Genomic DNA, 16,700 nt, shown 5'->3' on the forward strand with positions numbered 1-16,700 from the left:
AAATCAACAACCCCACCCTAACCCTCCCCGCTTGCGGAGAGGGAAAAAGAAAAGAATTTAGTTCCCCCTCCCCGCAAGCGGGGCAGGGGGCAGGGGGTGGGGTTCTGGGAGATTTAGCTGAATCAATTACTCCCAACATCAGCACAAGCAGATACCGCAGGACGAGAATTTGGTGTCACACTTGGTGCTTCCGCTACTAAGTGTAAAGTTCCATCGGCATCCCGAACTATAGCTTGAGCCTCCACAATCCTGTTGGGTGTGGTTTTTTGTACCATCAACCTATCTGGAATTGAATTAACTTTTTCAGTAAAATTAGTTTCATTCAATGTAGCAAGTTCACTAAAATCGGCTCCACCCTGCATCAAGTTAATAACCGGATTAGTTGGTAAAGTACCTTGCTTTCCAGTGATAATAAACTCACCTAAAGGCTTTTTACCTCTACCGCAAAGTTGATCTATTTCATCGCTTTTATCTTTGAAGGCTTCAGGTGACTGTATTAAAACTCGATTGGAATCTACATCAGGTTTGCGGATGGAAATTTGCCCTTGTAAACCACGTTCGGAACTTGCAGTAATGTCGCTTTGTTCTGTGGGTTTGGGACGTGCTTCGATACCAAAGAGGTTTTGGGCTTGGATGTTGATATTACCACCAGTACCCGTGAAAGCATTGGCTAAGATATCGCTGTTTTCCTTGGGTACAGCAACGATAAATTTTGTGTTGAGATTAATGTTACCGCCATCGCCACCAGATTGTGCCGTACCTGCTGTTGCTGAGATTTCACCACCGCGACGTAGTAGCAGTACATCACTGTTGAGGTTGATGTTACCACCGTTACCTGATGCGGATTCAGCGTTGAGTTTACCTTGGTTATCCAAAGTGATTCTCGGTGAATTGACTTCGATGTCACCCGTAACACCCGCACCAGTGGAACTAACGAAAAAGCCACTGTTAGCGCCGATATTGCCGATGCGATTTGGAAAATTAGCTAGCCTATCATTATAGTTAGGATCGTTTGCACTGATTGTCACCCTGTCTTTGGCGTTAACTGTAATTTTACCCGCACTTCCATTGCCGGATGTAGTTGTAGTCAGTTGTCCACCATTAAGTGCTTCCACCACATTTGCAGTGATGGTTATATCACCACCCCGATTATTATTGAAGGTGCCTGCATCTAATAAAGCACCATCTCTCACCTTGAATGAATTGGAATTGATCGTAATATTCCCCCCATTTCCTTCCGTACCTGGTTGTACACGACTGAAAATAGCACTGGATAATCCATTTTTGACACCAGCAATATCAACTACCCCAGAAACCTTCACATTCACATTCCCCGCATCACCCTTCCCTGGAGGTTGGGTATCAGATGCACCACGGGTAATAGTTAGCAGTTGAGCGCCATCAGTGAGGGATAAGCTAGCTGCATCGATGTCGATATTACCACCTTTACCCACACCCCCTGCTTCCACTGTGCTGAAGATGTAGGCACCTGTAAGGGAAACAGCATCTGTAGCTGTGATTTTCACACTCCCCGCATTCCCCTGTCCACGGGTTGAGGTATTAAGTTCAGCTTCATCAGTAAGGGATAAACTAGCTGCATTGATGTCGATATTGCCACCCTTACCCACACCCCCTGCTCGTACTGTGCTGAAGATATCGGCATCTGTAAGAGAAACAGCATCTTTTGTAGTAACTGTAATATTTCCAGCCTGACTGTAAGGTGACTCCAAACCTTTTCCAGCAGTACTAGCAACAAGTCGAGCACCATCACTGAGGAAAAATGAACCACTAGAAATATTAATATTTCCCCCATTACCTCTTGCTCCCTCTTCCACATCGGTGAAAATTGCACTAGGAAGTTTGCCGTTAGTTCCAGAGATAGTTACAGCACCAGTAACATTAATATCAATATTTCCACTATTACCTTGTCCACCTGGTTCCTCAGCGTTTGATCCATTGATTCCACTTTGGAGTTGAGCACCATCAGTTAGGGAGAGAGAACTTCCTCGGATGTTTATACCTCCACTACTGCCCACACCTCCTCTTCCAATATTACTGAATATCTTGGCATCTGTAAGGGAAACAGCATCTGTGGCAGTGATTTTCACACTCCCCGCATTCCCCTGTCCAAAGGTTGAGGCAGTAAGTTGAGCACCATCTCGCAGTTGGAAAGAGCCTGCACCAATGGTAATATTACCCCCATTCCCTTCGGCACCTGTTCCTACATTACTGAAAATAGCACTGGAAAATCCATTTTTGACACCAGCAATATCCACTACCCCAGAAACCTTCACATTTACATTCCCCGCATCACCCTTCCCTGGGGGTTGAGTATCAGATGCACCACGGGTAATAGTTAGCAGTTGAGCGCCATCAGTGAGGGATAAACTAGCTGCATTGATGTCGATATTCCCACCTTTACCCACACCCCCTGCTCGTACTGTGCTGAAGATGTTAGCACCTGTAAGGAAAATAGCATCTGTAGCGGTGAGTACCACATTTCCTGCCTGGCTGTTAGGTGACTCCAAACCTTTTCCAGCAGTACTAGCAACAAGTTGAGCACCATCACTGAGGAAAAACGAACCACTAGAAATATTAATATTTCCCCCGTTACCTCTTGCTCCATTTTCCACATCAGTGAAAATTGCGCTAGGATTTCCACTTCCACCTTTTCTTCCAGAGATGTTTACTGCACCAGTAACATTAATATCAATATTTCCACTATTACCTTGTCCACCTATTTCCTCAGTGTTTGATCCACTGATTCCACTTTGGAGTTGAGCACCATCAGTTAGGGAGAGAGAACTTCCTCGGATGTTTATACCTCCACTACTGCCCACACCTCCTCTTCCAATATTACTGAAGATGTCACCATCTGTAAGGGAAATAGCATCTGTAGCTGTGATTTTCACACTCCCCGCATTCCCTTCTCCAAAGGTTGAGGCAGCAAGTTGAGCGCCATCTCGTAGTTGGAAGGAGCCTGCACCAATGGTAATATTCCCCCCATTCCCTTCCGCACCTATACCTACAGTACTGAAAATCCCACTGGGAAAAGTATCTTTCTTCCCAGCAATATCCACTACCCCAGAAACCTTCACATTCACATTCCCCGCATCACCCTTCCCTGGGGGTTGAGTATCAGATGCACGACGGGTAATAGTTAGCAGTTGAGCGCCATCAATGAGGGATAAACTTGCTGCATCAATGTCGATATCACCACCCTTACCCACACCCCCTGCTTCCACTGTGCTGAAGATGTAGGCACCTGTAAGGGAAACAGCATCTGTAGCTGTGATTTTCACACTCCCCGCATTCCCTTCTCCAAAGGTTGAGGCAGAAAGTCCAGCACCATCTCGCAGTTGGAAGGAACCTGCACCAATTGCAATATTCCCCCCATTCCCTTCCGTACCTGTTTCTACACTACTGAAAATAGCACTGGATAATCCATTTCTGACACCAGCGATATCAACTAATCCAGAAACCTTCACATTCACATTCCCCGCATCACCCTTCCCTGGAGGTTGGGTAGCAGATGCACCACGGGTAATAGTTAGCAGTTGAGCGCCATCAGTGAGGGATAAACTAGCTGCATCAATGTCGATATTGCCACCCTCACCCACACCCCCTGCTTCCACTGCGCTGAAGATGCTGGCATTACCTGTAAGGGAAACAGCATCTGTGGCTGTGATTTTCACACTCCCCGCATTCCCCTTTCCAAAAGTTGAGGCAGAAAGTCGAGCGCCATTGGTAAGTTCAAGGGAGCCTGAAGTGATACTAATGTCACCGCCTTTACCTATTGCTCCAGTATTTACCCAGCTATAAGCACCACTTTCGTAAGTGCCTTTACCGTCAAAGGACACTGCATCTTTCGCTGTAATAGCAATATTTCCTGCATTGCCTTGACCATAAATAGTTGTGTCAAAGTATGCCCCATTGGTGAGGGAGACATTGCTTGCAGTGATGTTAATATCGCCAGCATTACCTATGCCGCCAACATTACCTATATCGCCAACTATATTTTCAACAGTGCTCTCATCAAGGTTAATAGCTCCTGTAGTGTTGATGTCAATGTCTCCTGCTTGAGCATTCACAGATCCTGAGTCTGTTGCAATACCTGCACGAAGTCTTGTTCCTGCTCCTGTTCCCGTGAAGTTACGTGCAGTAATGGCAATGCTGCCGCCTCCACCAGCACGAACATTCACGATCGCATCATTCCTGATTGCCACATCATCTCTTGCTACATTATCAGGAAAACTCAAACTGCGATCGCTATTCAAGCTAACCGTCCCTGATGCTGAAACAGCTCCTAATTCAACTCGTCCTCCAGGTGCTAGTAACTGCCCACCATCAACATTTACAGTCCCACCCGCCAAGGTTAAAGTCTGACCATTAGGAACCTGTAAACTTGCTCCCTGGACTTGAATCGCCTCCGGATTGTTGCCATACTGCAACCCCAAAGGTACACTCACCACCAGTAATGAAGGGGCTTGGGGATTTGTGGTACTAAACAATTGTTGATTCCCAAATAAGACTCCATTGGCTGTTGTCCCGACAAAACTGCCTTGCACATCTAACTTTGCATTCGCTCCAAACAAAATCCCATTGGGATTCATCAAAAACAAATTGGCATTTCCATCTACACCCAAAGTCCCGAAAATACTTGATGAATTGTTCCCTGTCACCCGCGTCAAAATATTTAATACTCCAGAGGGATTGGCAAAATACACTCTTTGCCCATCACTAATATTAAACTCGCTAAAACTATGAAAAAGGTTACTTCCCCGCGTTGCACCACCATTGATTTGGTCTGCGTTAGCACCCTTAATTAACACATTGGGATTAACTTGCGAAGATTCGTTTCCCAGGGTACTATCAGGTATAATTTGTGCTTGTGCAGCAATGCTATTAAATAATATGAAATTGCAGAAAAAAGTGCTTGACAAAAATAATTTCATTGTGTTCATTATCTAATATGTAGCAACGGTAAATACGCAGAACTAAAATTAGATATATCATGATTATTCGTGTTTTTGAATATTACTTACGCAAGTGTCATCAATCAGTGATTGGTGCATGACTGAAGAAAGGGCTACGGTGTACACACAAATATTTTCGAGTTTTTTATTCCCCAACCCCGTACTTTTAAACAAATTTTCCGTAATTATCGCTTATAACAATGTAACCATTAATAAAAATCCCCTAACAGAACCCTGTGTCATGGACGTTTATTGCAGTAAACAACACGTAAATCCTTCCGGTAATCGCTTTTGTACTCAATGTGGTGAACCGTTACCCCTTCCTGAAGGGGAAATAATTAGTAATCGTTATCGTATTATCCGTCTATTGGGACAGGGTGGGTTTGGACGTACCTATTTAGCGGAGGATTCCACGACGCGGCAAAACTGCGTGTTAAAGGAATTTGCTCCCCAGGTTGAAAAGCCGGAAGATTTGAAGAAAGCGAAGGAGTTGTTTGATAGGGAAGCAAAGGTTTTGCAAAAGTTGCAGCATCCCCAAATTCCGCGTTTCCACACTTCATTGCAGGCAAAGTTGGGAAGTCACGATTTTTTCTTTTTGGTGCAGGATTTTGTTGCGGGTGAGAATTTATGGGATTTATTGGAAAAGCGACAGGGAAAGGGCTTTTCTGAGGAAGAAATTGTCAAGTTATTGCGGGATATTCTCCCGGTGTTGGGTTATATCCATTCTCAGGATGTGGTACACCGAGATATTTCTCCCGATAATTTGATGCTCCGAGATGGGGATAATGTACCTGTGTTGATTGATTTTGGTGGGGTGAAACAGTTACCTGCTTCTCAGGGTTTCTGGATGACTACCCAAATGCCTGCAAATCGGACTTTGTTGGGGAAAAAGGGTTATGCACCGGAGGAACAATTACGTCAAGGAAAGGCTTTTCCTAGTAGTGATTTGTATTCTTTGGCGGTGACAAGTTTGGTATTGTTGACTGGAAAGGAACCACAGGATTTGTATGATAGTTTCCAAGGAACTTGGAGATGGGGAAACCAAATTAAAGTTAGTAAAAATTTGGAAAATGTCCTCAAAAAAATGCTCTCATACAAACCAAGCGATCGCTATTTGAATGCAGAGGTTGTTATTAAAGATTTACAAGGTTCTCCAACTCCAGCAAAAACCACCACAAATCCCAACATTACTAAGATTAAAACGATGTTGGCTGCACCAGGTATAAATCTCCGTGCTAATGGTTTGGCAAGTAGGTTTCACAATCGAACTCAAATAGCTGTGGCAGCTTTACCAATGCCAATGTGGATGCGTCCCTTTGCTGTGAGTTTGCTGGGGACAAGTGCTGTAGTTTTAACTATTGGGGGAATTTGGGCATTAGGTGGTGCGGTGGTGCAGGGAGTTTCTTCAATTTCTTTACCCCAACTTCCTACTGTCTCGCTACCTAGTTTCCCAGGTGGTGAAAAATCTCAGGAAGAAACTAAAAGTAAAACTACTAATAGCGGTAATAATATTCTTACCCGTCGTCAACAGTTGGCAGTTCCGGAAGGTTTCTTTAACAACATAGTCAATAGTACTTTTCATAGTGAAAATCCTGATCTCCAAGGACGTGCTTTAACTGGAAGTGACGAAGATAGAGCTTTGCGGCAAGAATGGGTCAGTGTCGGAGATGATATCCTGAAAAAAATAGAACAAGCAAATCTCAGTGATGAATCGCGTCAAAAGTTAGGTAGATTTGGTGCAAGAGATTACGAAATTTGGGAAGAAAAAGCAAATACAGGCAAATTGGGTAAATATAGTATTAGACAGCTAGATAAAGATACTAATCGTGAATTTGATAACTTGTTTCCTGGGCAACGACGTGGAAAACTCGATCAAAAGACCTATGCTCAGATTTGGTATGCGATCGCATCTGATAAAGTGAGTAAGCTGGAAGCAGAAAGCAAATAGTTGTAGAGTTTTAGAATCCTAGATCCCCGACTTCTTGAGGAAGCTGGGGATCTGAATGAGGTGTCAATAACTTATATTTTGTTTATATTTTATTTGTATTTTAAAATTTATTATGACTTCTATTTATTGTTCCAAAGGACATGAAAACCCAGCGGGTAGCGCTTTTTGTCTCACTTGTGGTGAAAAAATTGAACCCATAGTTACCCAAACTATAGAACCTGGGGTAACGTTAGGCGATCGCTATTATATTGTCCGCCATTTAGGTAAAGGTGGTTTCGGTCGGACTTACATTGCCGAAGATATTAACCGTTTCCGTGAACTTTGTGTAATTAAAGAATTTGCACCCCAAGTTCAAACAGCTTACGTTATCCAAAAAGCCGAGGAACTATTTCAGCGGGAAGCAGCGGTTCTTTACAAACTTCAACATCCCCAAATTCCCCGCTTCCGCGAACTTCTACGTAACAAATTTGGTGGAAAAGAATATCTATTTATTATCCAAGATTTTGTCGAAGGACCAACTTACCGTACTTTACTAGATACTAAGCTTACTCAGGGAATACGGTTTACCGAAGCTGAAGTACGTCAGCTTTTACAACAGCTTTTACCTGTTCTGCAATATATTCATTCCATGGGAGTCATTCACCGTGACATTTCCCCAGATAACTTAATTTTTCGCAGTTCCGATCAACTACCAGTATTGATCGATTTTGGTGGTGTTAAACAAGTAGTTGCAGCTGTTGCTTCCCAATACTACCAACAAGAAGCCGTTTCTGCCCCTGCCACACTCCTAGGTAAAATTGGTTATGCACCTCCAGAACAGATGCAAATGGGTTTAGTGGAACCCCACAGTGATTTATATGCTTTAGCTGCCACATTACTAGTTTTGCTTACAGGTAGACAACCTCAAGAGTTAATTGATAGCCATAGTTTAACTTGGCAGTGGCGACGAGAGGTAAATCTGAGTCCAGAATTTGGGTATGTCCTAGATAAAATGCTAGCACCAACGCCACGCGATCGCTTTCAAAATGTAGCCCAAGTTTTCCAAGCACTCAATAGTCAACCCAACTATAGTCAACCCAACTATAGTCAACCCAACTATAGTCAACCCAACCATAACCAACCTAACTATAATCAACCTAATTATCAGGCAACTCAACAACCACCAATCACAAACAATCCTACCATCCCCATTGCACCACCAAATCGCCCTACTCCCCAAGAACCCATCATCAACCCTCCCCAAGAATCTTGGTGGACTCCGGGAAAGGTAGCTGTAATTATGTTAGTTGCCGCAAGCACCGCAGGTATAGGAATTTGGGGTGCAAGTAAATTAGGGGGTAATAGGGGGAATATTAGCGACGAACCCACATCTACCCCTAGTATTAGCCAACCTACAGATCCTTTAGCAAATTATTCACCAGAAGAAAAGGCTAGGAAAGAAAAATTAAAAAATCGTCGTCAAGAATTAGGAATTGATAATAGTTTTTATATTAACCTGGTAAATCAAGTATTTGGCGATAGAAACCCCAGTTTAAGAGGGAAAACATTAACAGATAGTCCAGCAGACGAAGCATCACGGGCAAAATGGGATGGAATTGCAGCCGAAATACTAGAAAAAATTGCACCCATGAGTAATAATTCTCGTCGTCGCTTAGGTAGCTATGTTAGCAGCGAACGCGATCGCTGGAAAACTCAAGTTAACCAAATCAACGTTGGTAGTCGTTCACTATACGACTTAGCTGATGGGGCATTCTTCCAACAATTTCCTGAACAACGAGGCAAAGACTTCATCAACAAACCCATCGGTCAAGTTTGGTTAGGCTATACCAATGACAAACTTAACGCTATCCTATCAGGTTCTAGCTTCAAAAAGATTATTTTTGACTCAGGTGCTAGCAGCAGTAAAGATACTGGTACCCTCAAACCAGGTGAAGGCAAAGTTTTTATCATTGAACTAGTCAAAGGACAAAGAGTTGAAGCCAATCTAGATGCAGCTAACAAGATATTATTCTCGGCATATTCACCTAGTGGCAAAGTGATTTTTTTAGAAGACTCCCCTAAACGTAGTTTATCTTTGGTACTACCAGAAAGTGGCTTTTACGAGTTTGTGGTTACGTCTTCAGCCGCTAGTAGCCTCAACTACACTCTGAGTATTAGTGCCACCAATATTGTCCCTACGGAGACACCAACAGCTACCCCAGCCCCAACAGTTACACCAACAGCTACCCCCACACCCACTGTGACACCTACACCAACCCCAACTTCAACAGCTACCCCAACCCCAACTCCCACACCTACCCCAACAGCTACCCCGTCTTAGAAAGTTGCACAAAATCGGTTAGTATCTTTAATATACTTCGTCATGGCTACCGATATCTACAAACAAATACAGCCTTTACATCTTCCGTAAAGTAAGACATTACCCTCTCATCGTAGCCTACACTGAAACTCCAAAGCTCCTTGAGTTTGCCTGATAGTTTGTGTGTCTTTAAGCTCGCATTAAATGGGTCTAAAGTAAACTGTTCTAATTTTTGCCAAAATCTCAACTTGAGATCTGCATTACCTTTGATCCGCTTTTTGAAAGCACGTTTGAAAGTTGAACTAAAACTGACTTCCACTATCACTCCTCAATTAGTTGCCTCAGTTCATTGATATTGGAGGAAAACTTCAGTTCACCCTGATGCTGTTCAACTTGAGCCGACTTGAAGTTATCATGTATCTCATCACGGCGTTCTTCGCGGAGATATTGTTGTAACAAGAGTTGAATTTCATGCTTTTCCTCTGTAGAAAGATTTTTGATTACCTCGACTACATCACTAAAAATCATTGATTACAAGACCTCATCGTACTTATCAGATGAATCTAGGATATTGCTTATTTCCTGAAAAAAAGTGATACATAGCAAGCTTCTGAACCTATATTATTCCATTTACACAGGCACACCATAGAGATTGTTTTGGCAATTTTCTCCCTACTCCGCGCTTCCTTCCTCTTTTCTTATTTTTGTTGCTGCTAGGAAATTATTCCAATTTGCTTCACAATTGTTTTGTGACCCTAGCCTCAAGGCTTTAATTCCTGTTCTGCCCTCATGCCTGTAACAATTGAAGTTCGCAATCCTCGGAATGGCAAATATGACTACGTAATTATACCACCATCGCCCAAACTATTATCACAGCAATGTAGCCGCCTGCGGAAAGCGCGATTACGTTGGCTCTCAATTGACTTAGATGGACGGATTCAAGCGCTACAACAATGGAGAAAAGCTCTTTTAGATAGCAAAAAAAGCTTGGTGGATGCTTTAATTTTAGACACTGGGAGATTAGATTTATCTACTTATGAGGTGAATTCTTTTCTAGCTGCAATTGATACTTGGTGTAATTTTGCACCAAAAATGCTCAAGGATAGCCAGCATAAAACCGCAATATCTTCCATCAACTTACAGCAAACGGCAGTTCCCTACGAATTGGTAGGAATAATCGGTTATTGGGGTTTTCCTTTATTGAGTGTCATCGATTTAATTCCCGCTTTACTGGCAGGTTGTACGGTAATTGTTAAACCCAGCGAAATTACTCCGCGATTCATGGCACCATTAGTAAAAGCCTTAAACCTGGTTCCTAAATTGCGAGATGTTTTGACTTTCGTAGAAGGGAATGAGGAAACAACCATCAATTTGCTGGAATATGTAGATTTTATTTGTTTTACAGGTGATTTAGAAACAGGAAGAAATATCGCCGAAATTGGGGCACAACAATTTATTCCTGTATGTTTAGAATTAGGGGGAAAAGACCCCGCGATCGTTTTGGAATCGGCTGATTTAGAATTAGCAACATCAGCGATTATTTGGGGTGCAGTTGTTAATTCTGGGCAAAACAGCTTTGCAATTGAACGGATATATGTAGCAGAAAGCATCTACGAACAGTTTTATCATCAACTAATTGCCAAAGCCAACCGTCTGCAACTAGCTTATCCCACATTGGAAAGCGGTAAAATTGGTCCTTTGATTTCCATCCCCCAAGCAACCAAAATAGAAGCACAAATTGAAAACGCGATCGCACAAGGGGCAGTTGTCCACTGTGGTGGTAGAATTGAGGAGTTTGGTGGTGGTTTGTGGTGTTTGCCTACTGTTCTCACTGAAGTCAACCACTCAATGGAAATCATGAGGGAACCAACTTTAGCACCAGTTATGCCAGTGATGCCATTTTCCACGATTGCAGAAGCGGTAAACTTAGCAAACGACTCAATTTATGGTTTGGGTGCAGCAATATTTACCAATTCCGAAACTGAAGCAGCAGAAATCGCTTCACAAATAGAAGTAGGAACGATAAATATTAATGATGCCGCAATAGCCCTAGTGATGCAAGAAGGGGAGAGTAATCCCTGTAAGTTCTCCGGTATCGCTTCCTCTCGCACTGGTACAGGCGCACTAACTCGCTTCCTGCGACAAAAAACCATTTTGAGTAAAACTAAGGCAGTTAAAAGTCCTTGGTGGTTTTGAGTAAATTTTTATTTTCTGCATAGTTTTCGAGTTGGGGTCAAAAACAAACTTATACTTCGTTTAAGTCAATTTATACACTTTAAATTTTATTCAATACGCTTAATTTTTAACATTTTATTTCCACCTTTTTGAAATTCGTAATTAACTGGTTCAACTAAAATATTAAAGCCAAGTTGCTCAAAATTTTTAATAACAACTTCAACATAAGGTGAAATCTCACAATCTAACTTGAGTAAGGGGAAAATTCTTACTTCTCGAGATATTCGCAACAATTCCTGAATAGCATCAATATGAAACTCTAGTGATAATTTTTCAGAATAAAGGAAGAGGAGGTGAGAACACAAACACAAATCAAATTGATTATTAGCAAAATCCAGATTCGGTAAAGATTGGGGTAGATAATATCCTTGATTTTTACCCAACTCATAGTCTAACAAAAACTTTTTCATCGCCGCTAGACGCGCATTTCCCAACTCATCAGCATTACGGAAAATTTGCCAATTATAGCGGTGTGAATTCTGTTTGACCTGGGAAATTACAGTTTCATAAGTAGCTTCAACTCGCTGTCTGATATCCTTAGCCGAAAAATTATAAATAGGATCGATAGACACAACCGAATATCGTAATTGTCTCATTTCAGCATTAAAACTGGCAGGACCATCACCACAGCCAAGAATCTTAACATTTAGATCTGTCGCTGACAGATTAAACATTAACTTATATTCTTCTAATGTTCGACCCCAGGGAATAACTTCTTCTAATTTCATTTTCAAGATAGAGTAAAATAGAACAGTACTGTGATTTAGATAGGCTTAGATTATCGCAGATAATAGCCTCGCGTAATCTTCTTCGTAGAAATAGTCTTCTACCTTAATTTAAGGCGATTTATAACTACCTACTCTAATTTTTAATTGCCCTTGATCAGGATCTTTTGTAAATATAAATGCACCTTCCTCTTTCTCCCCACTAGAGAGAAAATCAATTTGCTGTTCTCCCGTTTCTTCGATGTTATTATTAATTTTTAATTCTGCTAATATTTGTACTGATTCAGCCGTTTCGTCACCTTGGTTTACTATTTCAAATGGAACATAATATTGCCCCTTACCTCTATAAATAGTTTCTTTTTGGGTGATATTTATTAGTGGTGGTCGTTGTTGATCATTAATACCTATATAGATAATTAAACCAATAATTCCCGACAAAATAGATGATGCAATCCCGAAAGTTACCCACTCCGCTGAAGTACGTTTTACTGGCTGTACTTCTTGTTGAGTATTATGTTCTGGTTCCTGAATTTCTGCCATATAGTCTATATTTTCAAATTTAATTTAATTTTATGAACACCTATATTTAGATAGGAATTATATTTGATTTATGAAAGACACATAGAGTAGTAACGGAGCATCTTCCGAATTTTGGTGCGTTAGGCTAAAGCCATAACATACCCTACATACACTTAAATTTTGTCAATATTTTTGCTACCCACCTAGTACAGCACGGCGTAAATAAACCAACCATTTAAAATAAGTGAAAAGCCTGTTTTATCGGCTTTATTTCTTAGGTTTCTCTCCGCAGTCGCTACAACGGGGGGTAAACGCGCTACTCTCTGCCTACTTACTTCTGACTTCATGTACTAGTTATATGGCTAATCTTCCTGCTGCACCACCAATACTTGCAGGTAATCCTAATAATAAAGTCTGTTCTAACCACATTGTCCAAGGGTCAGATATTGCAATTTTCTGGAAAAACCAAAGCATAAAGGCAGATGCAAGAAGTGAAATTAAGTATGCCATAATTGTTTCGCTCGATGGTCTTTGAAAAAGTCCTTGTTGTTGTCTACGTTTTTGCTGGTTAGAAAAGCCTGCTTGGAAAACTATGCTATAGGTTATCACTAAGGATGTTAGCACTATTAATAATAATGATTTAGGTGAAACTGATGCTGCTAACATAGTAACTTCATCGGTTGGAGCGATATTAGAAGCGATAACAGTGGCTCCAATTAAAGTGGTTCCAATATCGCTTAAGGTTGCATATAAATGATCTGATGAAGTGCTATGGGATTTTTTGTTATTTTCAGTATCATTTCTAGCATCAAAACTATCCTCACTGTTTCCTAGAAACTGATTTGCAAGCGCAACGCCAAATGTAAATGACATTCCTTCAAATATCACTTTTCCTATTGATTCTTTGAAGAAATTATCAAAAGTCACCTCCTGAAGTAACACCATCATAAATGCAGAACATAATATGCCAATAGCCATCGCTTCTACAGTATTAATTGCTGCTTCATACGGTCGGTTACTGCGGCTATATTTGCGAAATCCTTCAGTACGATTAATTAGATAAACAGCAATAAAAGTAAGTGCAATTGTAATAAGTAGCTTATATGGTTTTGCCTGGGAACCAATCCACCAAACTTCCATCGTGTAGAGTAGGGGAATTCCAAATAAAAACCCACCACAAGCACCGCGAATTAGATCATTTATTTCACGTAACCAAGCTTTGGATTTAGTTTTTGATTTAGGTTTATGGTGCGATTTGATCATCTTTAAGTAACAATCATAATTATTGAAGCATTTATTTAAGTGAACTCCTGTAACCTGACGTACACCGATTTTTCTGCCGTCATAAATTATTTTAGCTAACAGGCTAATCAATTGAGCAGTAAAATCTGGTGTTTTGGTTGTGTTCGACTATTAATGCTGACTCAGATTTTCCACCGCAGTAAAATTTTACAGTTAATAGCAGCGCATACAGAGTTTGTTGTAGTAAAGTTTTGAAAAGCATGTTTGCTTTTTGTTCTCTATGTTGGTTTGCGTAATGCACCCCCGCAAAAATCTTATTGAAACCTTTTCTAGCTTTATCCAGTTTGACGGCGATCGCTTCCAGTCGTGGGCGGTTGATGGTAAACTACGTCGCAGTATGCAAGGTGTGCTTACAAAGTCACCTGAAGATGGTGCTGAAAATATTTGGGCGATTTACTGGTATCGAATGTGGCTGTCTCGTGAGATTCCCGATTTAGCGAAGGGACATTTAAGTGCTTATTTGCAAGAATCTTGTTTTTGGAGTGCGAGTAAAACTGCGGGGACTTTTAGTAATACCCAGTATAAGCTACCCGATTGTTTTCAGATTGCGATCGCACAACTTAATCAGATACTGAAAAGCTTTAATCCAAATCAAGGTTCGACTCTCAAAAGCTATGCTAGCGCAATTTTTGGTACGGTAATTCGGGAAACCCTGCGTCAACGTCACGAAATTGATATTTGTACCACTTGGGGAATCTTACGGAAAGTTAGTCAAAAAAGACTAGTTGAAGCTTTAGAAGCTGCGGGTTTATCTGCTGATGCTGTGGAATCCCATGTGATTGCTTGGAATTGCTTCAAATTACTCTATTCACCAAATCCCAATAACACCACCCGCAAACTTAACCGTCCTGATGATTCTACATGGAATGCGATCGCACTCAGTTACAATTCCCAGACTAAAGCGACTGCAATTCCCCAAGAAATTGAAAATCTGTTGCTAAATGCTGCAAAAGCCACACGTCAGTATTTATATCCTACAGTGACATCTATCAATGCCACCGTAGGTAGTGGAGATACTTACGAAATTCTCGACAATATTCCCAGTAATGAACAAGAATCACTATTAACTGAAATTATCGCTGCTGAAGAACAAGAAAATCGCAATTCTCAACTAACAACAATGCAGCAAATCTTAATTGAGACGATTAATCAACTTGAACCCCAAGCACAGAAAATTCTCCAACTTTACTATGCTGAAGGAGAAATCCAACAAAATATTGCCAAAATCTTAGAAATTCCCCAATATACAGTTTCTCGTCGTCTTACCAAAGTTAGGGAAAACTTACTCAAAACTTTAATTCAATGGAGTCAACAACATCTGCATATTTCCGTTACTCCAGACCTACTCAAAAATACAAACGCGATTATGGAGGAATGGTTACAGGCTTATTATAGTGCTAAAAGATACGGAACCTCAAATAGTCTCTCCCCTTAATTTCTCTGAAATACTATTTTACAAAAAACTACTTTACAAAATACCTAATAATACAAATAATTAATTTTCCCCCACTCTCCCACTCCCTCACTCCCTTTCCCCATGAACCTACTCACCTTCACATCCCCAAATGATCTAATTTTAGAAATACCACCTACTGCCTTGAACCAAGCATGGACAAAAAGTCAAGTATTTTCTAATGCTAATTCGCGCTACCAAGCATATATGAATGAACTTTGCCTGAAAGCAATCTTACCTTGGTTACAGGAAGAATTTACACCTCAGGCAAAGGTTTCTAATAGCACTGCTTTACCCAGCATTTGGGAATTCATCAATGGAAGCACCATCGATTTAGATGGAACAAAAATTATTTTGGTTCCCCATGAAAGTATGGATTTATGTGAGTTACGTATCCCCCAAGAATGGGTAGATATCCCCTCACTAATTGGTGATTATTATTTGGGAGTAGAAATTCAACCCGAAGATGGATTTGTGAGAGTTTGGGGTTATTGCACTCATACGCAAATTAAAAATCAGGCTGTTTATGATTCACGCGATCGCACTTACGCTTTAGCTGCTGATTATATGACTATTGATATCAGCATTTTAGCTGTGGAGCGGGAGTTTTGTCAGCAATCCACCCGTGCAGCAATTAACCCCTTTCCCCCTTTACCAACAACCCAAGCGGAAAACCTAATTAACCGTCTCGGCAACCCAGAAATCATCTCACCTCGTTTAGAAATACCCTTTGCAATTTGGGGTGCTTTAATTTCCCATAGCGGCTGGAGACAACATTTATACAATCGTAGATTGGGACAACCAGAGCAATTTTCCGTGATTCAATGGTTACAAAATGGCGTATCTCAAGCTGCACAACAACTAGGTTGGGATAGTTTAAATTTGAACTTCAGTAGTGCTGGAGCCAGAAGCTTAGAAACGGCACAACCAATCACAGTAATTTCACGACAATTAACCATTGTCGGACAACTTTACGAACTGCGAATCATTCCCCAAATCGACGAAGAAGGAACAATTTGGAGATTTGAATTAAACCACACCATTCCCGGTGCATTTATTCCCAATGATTTCAAATTGCGACTTTTAACCGAAGATTTGCAGCCTTTCCCTGATAATGAAGATATTGCCACAAAAACATCTACACAACTCTGTGTGGAAGTTGTTTTAGAATCTGGAGAAGGAATAGTTTGGGAAATCGAACCCCTTCCCGAAAACTACACTAGTGAGATTCTGAGGTTTTAAT

At 41.1% G+C, this 16,700-nt stretch carries 10 protein-coding genes; 5 read left to right on the forward strand and 5 right to left on the reverse strand.

The window, feature by feature from the left end; all coding sequences use genetic code 11:
* Positions 1–122 precede the first annotated feature (122 nt).
* Positions 123–4,955, reverse strand: coding sequence for a filamentous hemagglutinin N-terminal domain-containing protein (locus tag CAL6303_RS28695; RefSeq protein WP_158333186.1), 4,833 nt, complete (start codon positions 4,953–4,955; stop codon positions 123–125).
* Between the two features lie 262 nt (positions 4,956–5,217).
* Between CAL6303_RS28695 and CAL6303_RS25625 the strand changes: the two genes are divergently transcribed.
* A complete protein-coding gene (locus CAL6303_RS25625; RefSeq protein ID WP_041740927.1) occupies positions 5,218–6,924 on the forward strand; it encodes a serine/threonine-protein kinase in 1,707 nt (568 codons plus the stop codon).
* A gap of 112 nt (positions 6,925–7,036) precedes the next feature.
* Positions 7,037–9,244, forward strand: coding sequence for an inactive serine/threonine-protein kinase VRK3 (locus tag CAL6303_RS25630; protein ID WP_015200747.1), 2,208 nt, complete (start codon positions 7,037–7,039; stop codon positions 9,242–9,244).
* A 300-nt stretch (positions 9,245–9,544) separates the two neighbouring features.
* Here the strand turns inward: CAL6303_RS25630 and CAL6303_RS25640 are convergent, their stop codons facing one another.
* On the reverse strand, positions 9,545–9,751 hold the full coding sequence (locus CAL6303_RS25640) for a hypothetical protein (RefSeq protein ID WP_015200749.1): 207 nt from the start codon (positions 9,749–9,751) through the stop codon (positions 9,545–9,547).
* A gap of 261 nt (positions 9,752–10,012) precedes the next feature.
* Here CAL6303_RS25640 and CAL6303_RS25645 point away from each other — a divergent pair, with 261 nt between their 5' ends.
* Complete coding sequence (locus CAL6303_RS25645; RefSeq protein WP_015200750.1) at positions 10,013–11,419, forward strand: aldehyde dehydrogenase family protein; 1,407 nt, start codon at positions 10,013–10,015, stop codon at positions 11,417–11,419.
* A gap of 86 nt (positions 11,420–11,505) precedes the next feature.
* Here CAL6303_RS25645 and CAL6303_RS25650 read toward each other — a convergent pair whose 3' ends face one another.
* From CAL6303_RS25650 to CAL6303_RS25660, 3 genes are all read right to left on the reverse strand, one after another.
* Entirely contained in the window at positions 11,506–12,186 is a 681-nt protein-coding gene (locus CAL6303_RS25650; protein WP_015200751.1) for a hypothetical protein, read from the reverse strand.
* A 108-nt stretch (positions 12,187–12,294) separates the two neighbouring features.
* Positions 12,295–12,723 carry a TIGR02588 family protein gene (locus CAL6303_RS25655; protein ID WP_015200752.1) on the reverse strand — a complete coding sequence of 143 codons (429 nt, stop codon included), beginning with the start codon at positions 12,721–12,723 and terminating at the stop codon, positions 12,295–12,297.
* 333 nt (positions 12,724–13,056) lie between these two features.
* Complete coding sequence (locus CAL6303_RS25660) at positions 13,057–13,965, reverse strand: TIGR02587 family membrane protein (RefSeq protein ID WP_015200753.1); 909 nt, start codon at positions 13,963–13,965, stop codon at positions 13,057–13,059.
* Between the two features lie 274 nt (positions 13,966–14,239).
* Between CAL6303_RS25660 and CAL6303_RS25665 the strand changes: the two genes are divergently transcribed.
* The gene (locus CAL6303_RS25665) at positions 14,240–15,439 is read left to right on the forward strand and encodes a sigma-70 family RNA polymerase sigma factor (RefSeq protein ID WP_041740928.1); all 1,200 of its coding nucleotides are present in this window, start codon (positions 14,240–14,242) and stop codon (positions 15,437–15,439) included.
* A gap of 102 nt (positions 15,440–15,541) precedes the next feature.
* Complete coding sequence (locus CAL6303_RS25670; protein ID WP_015200755.1) at positions 15,542–16,699, forward strand: DUF1822 family protein; 1,158 nt, start codon at positions 15,542–15,544, stop codon at positions 16,697–16,699.
* Position 16,700 lies beyond the last annotated feature (1 nt).

The organism is Calothrix sp. PCC 6303, from assembly GCF_000317435.1.
Taxonomy (GTDB): domain Bacteria; phylum Cyanobacteriota; class Cyanobacteriia; order Cyanobacteriales; family Nostocaceae; genus PCC-6303.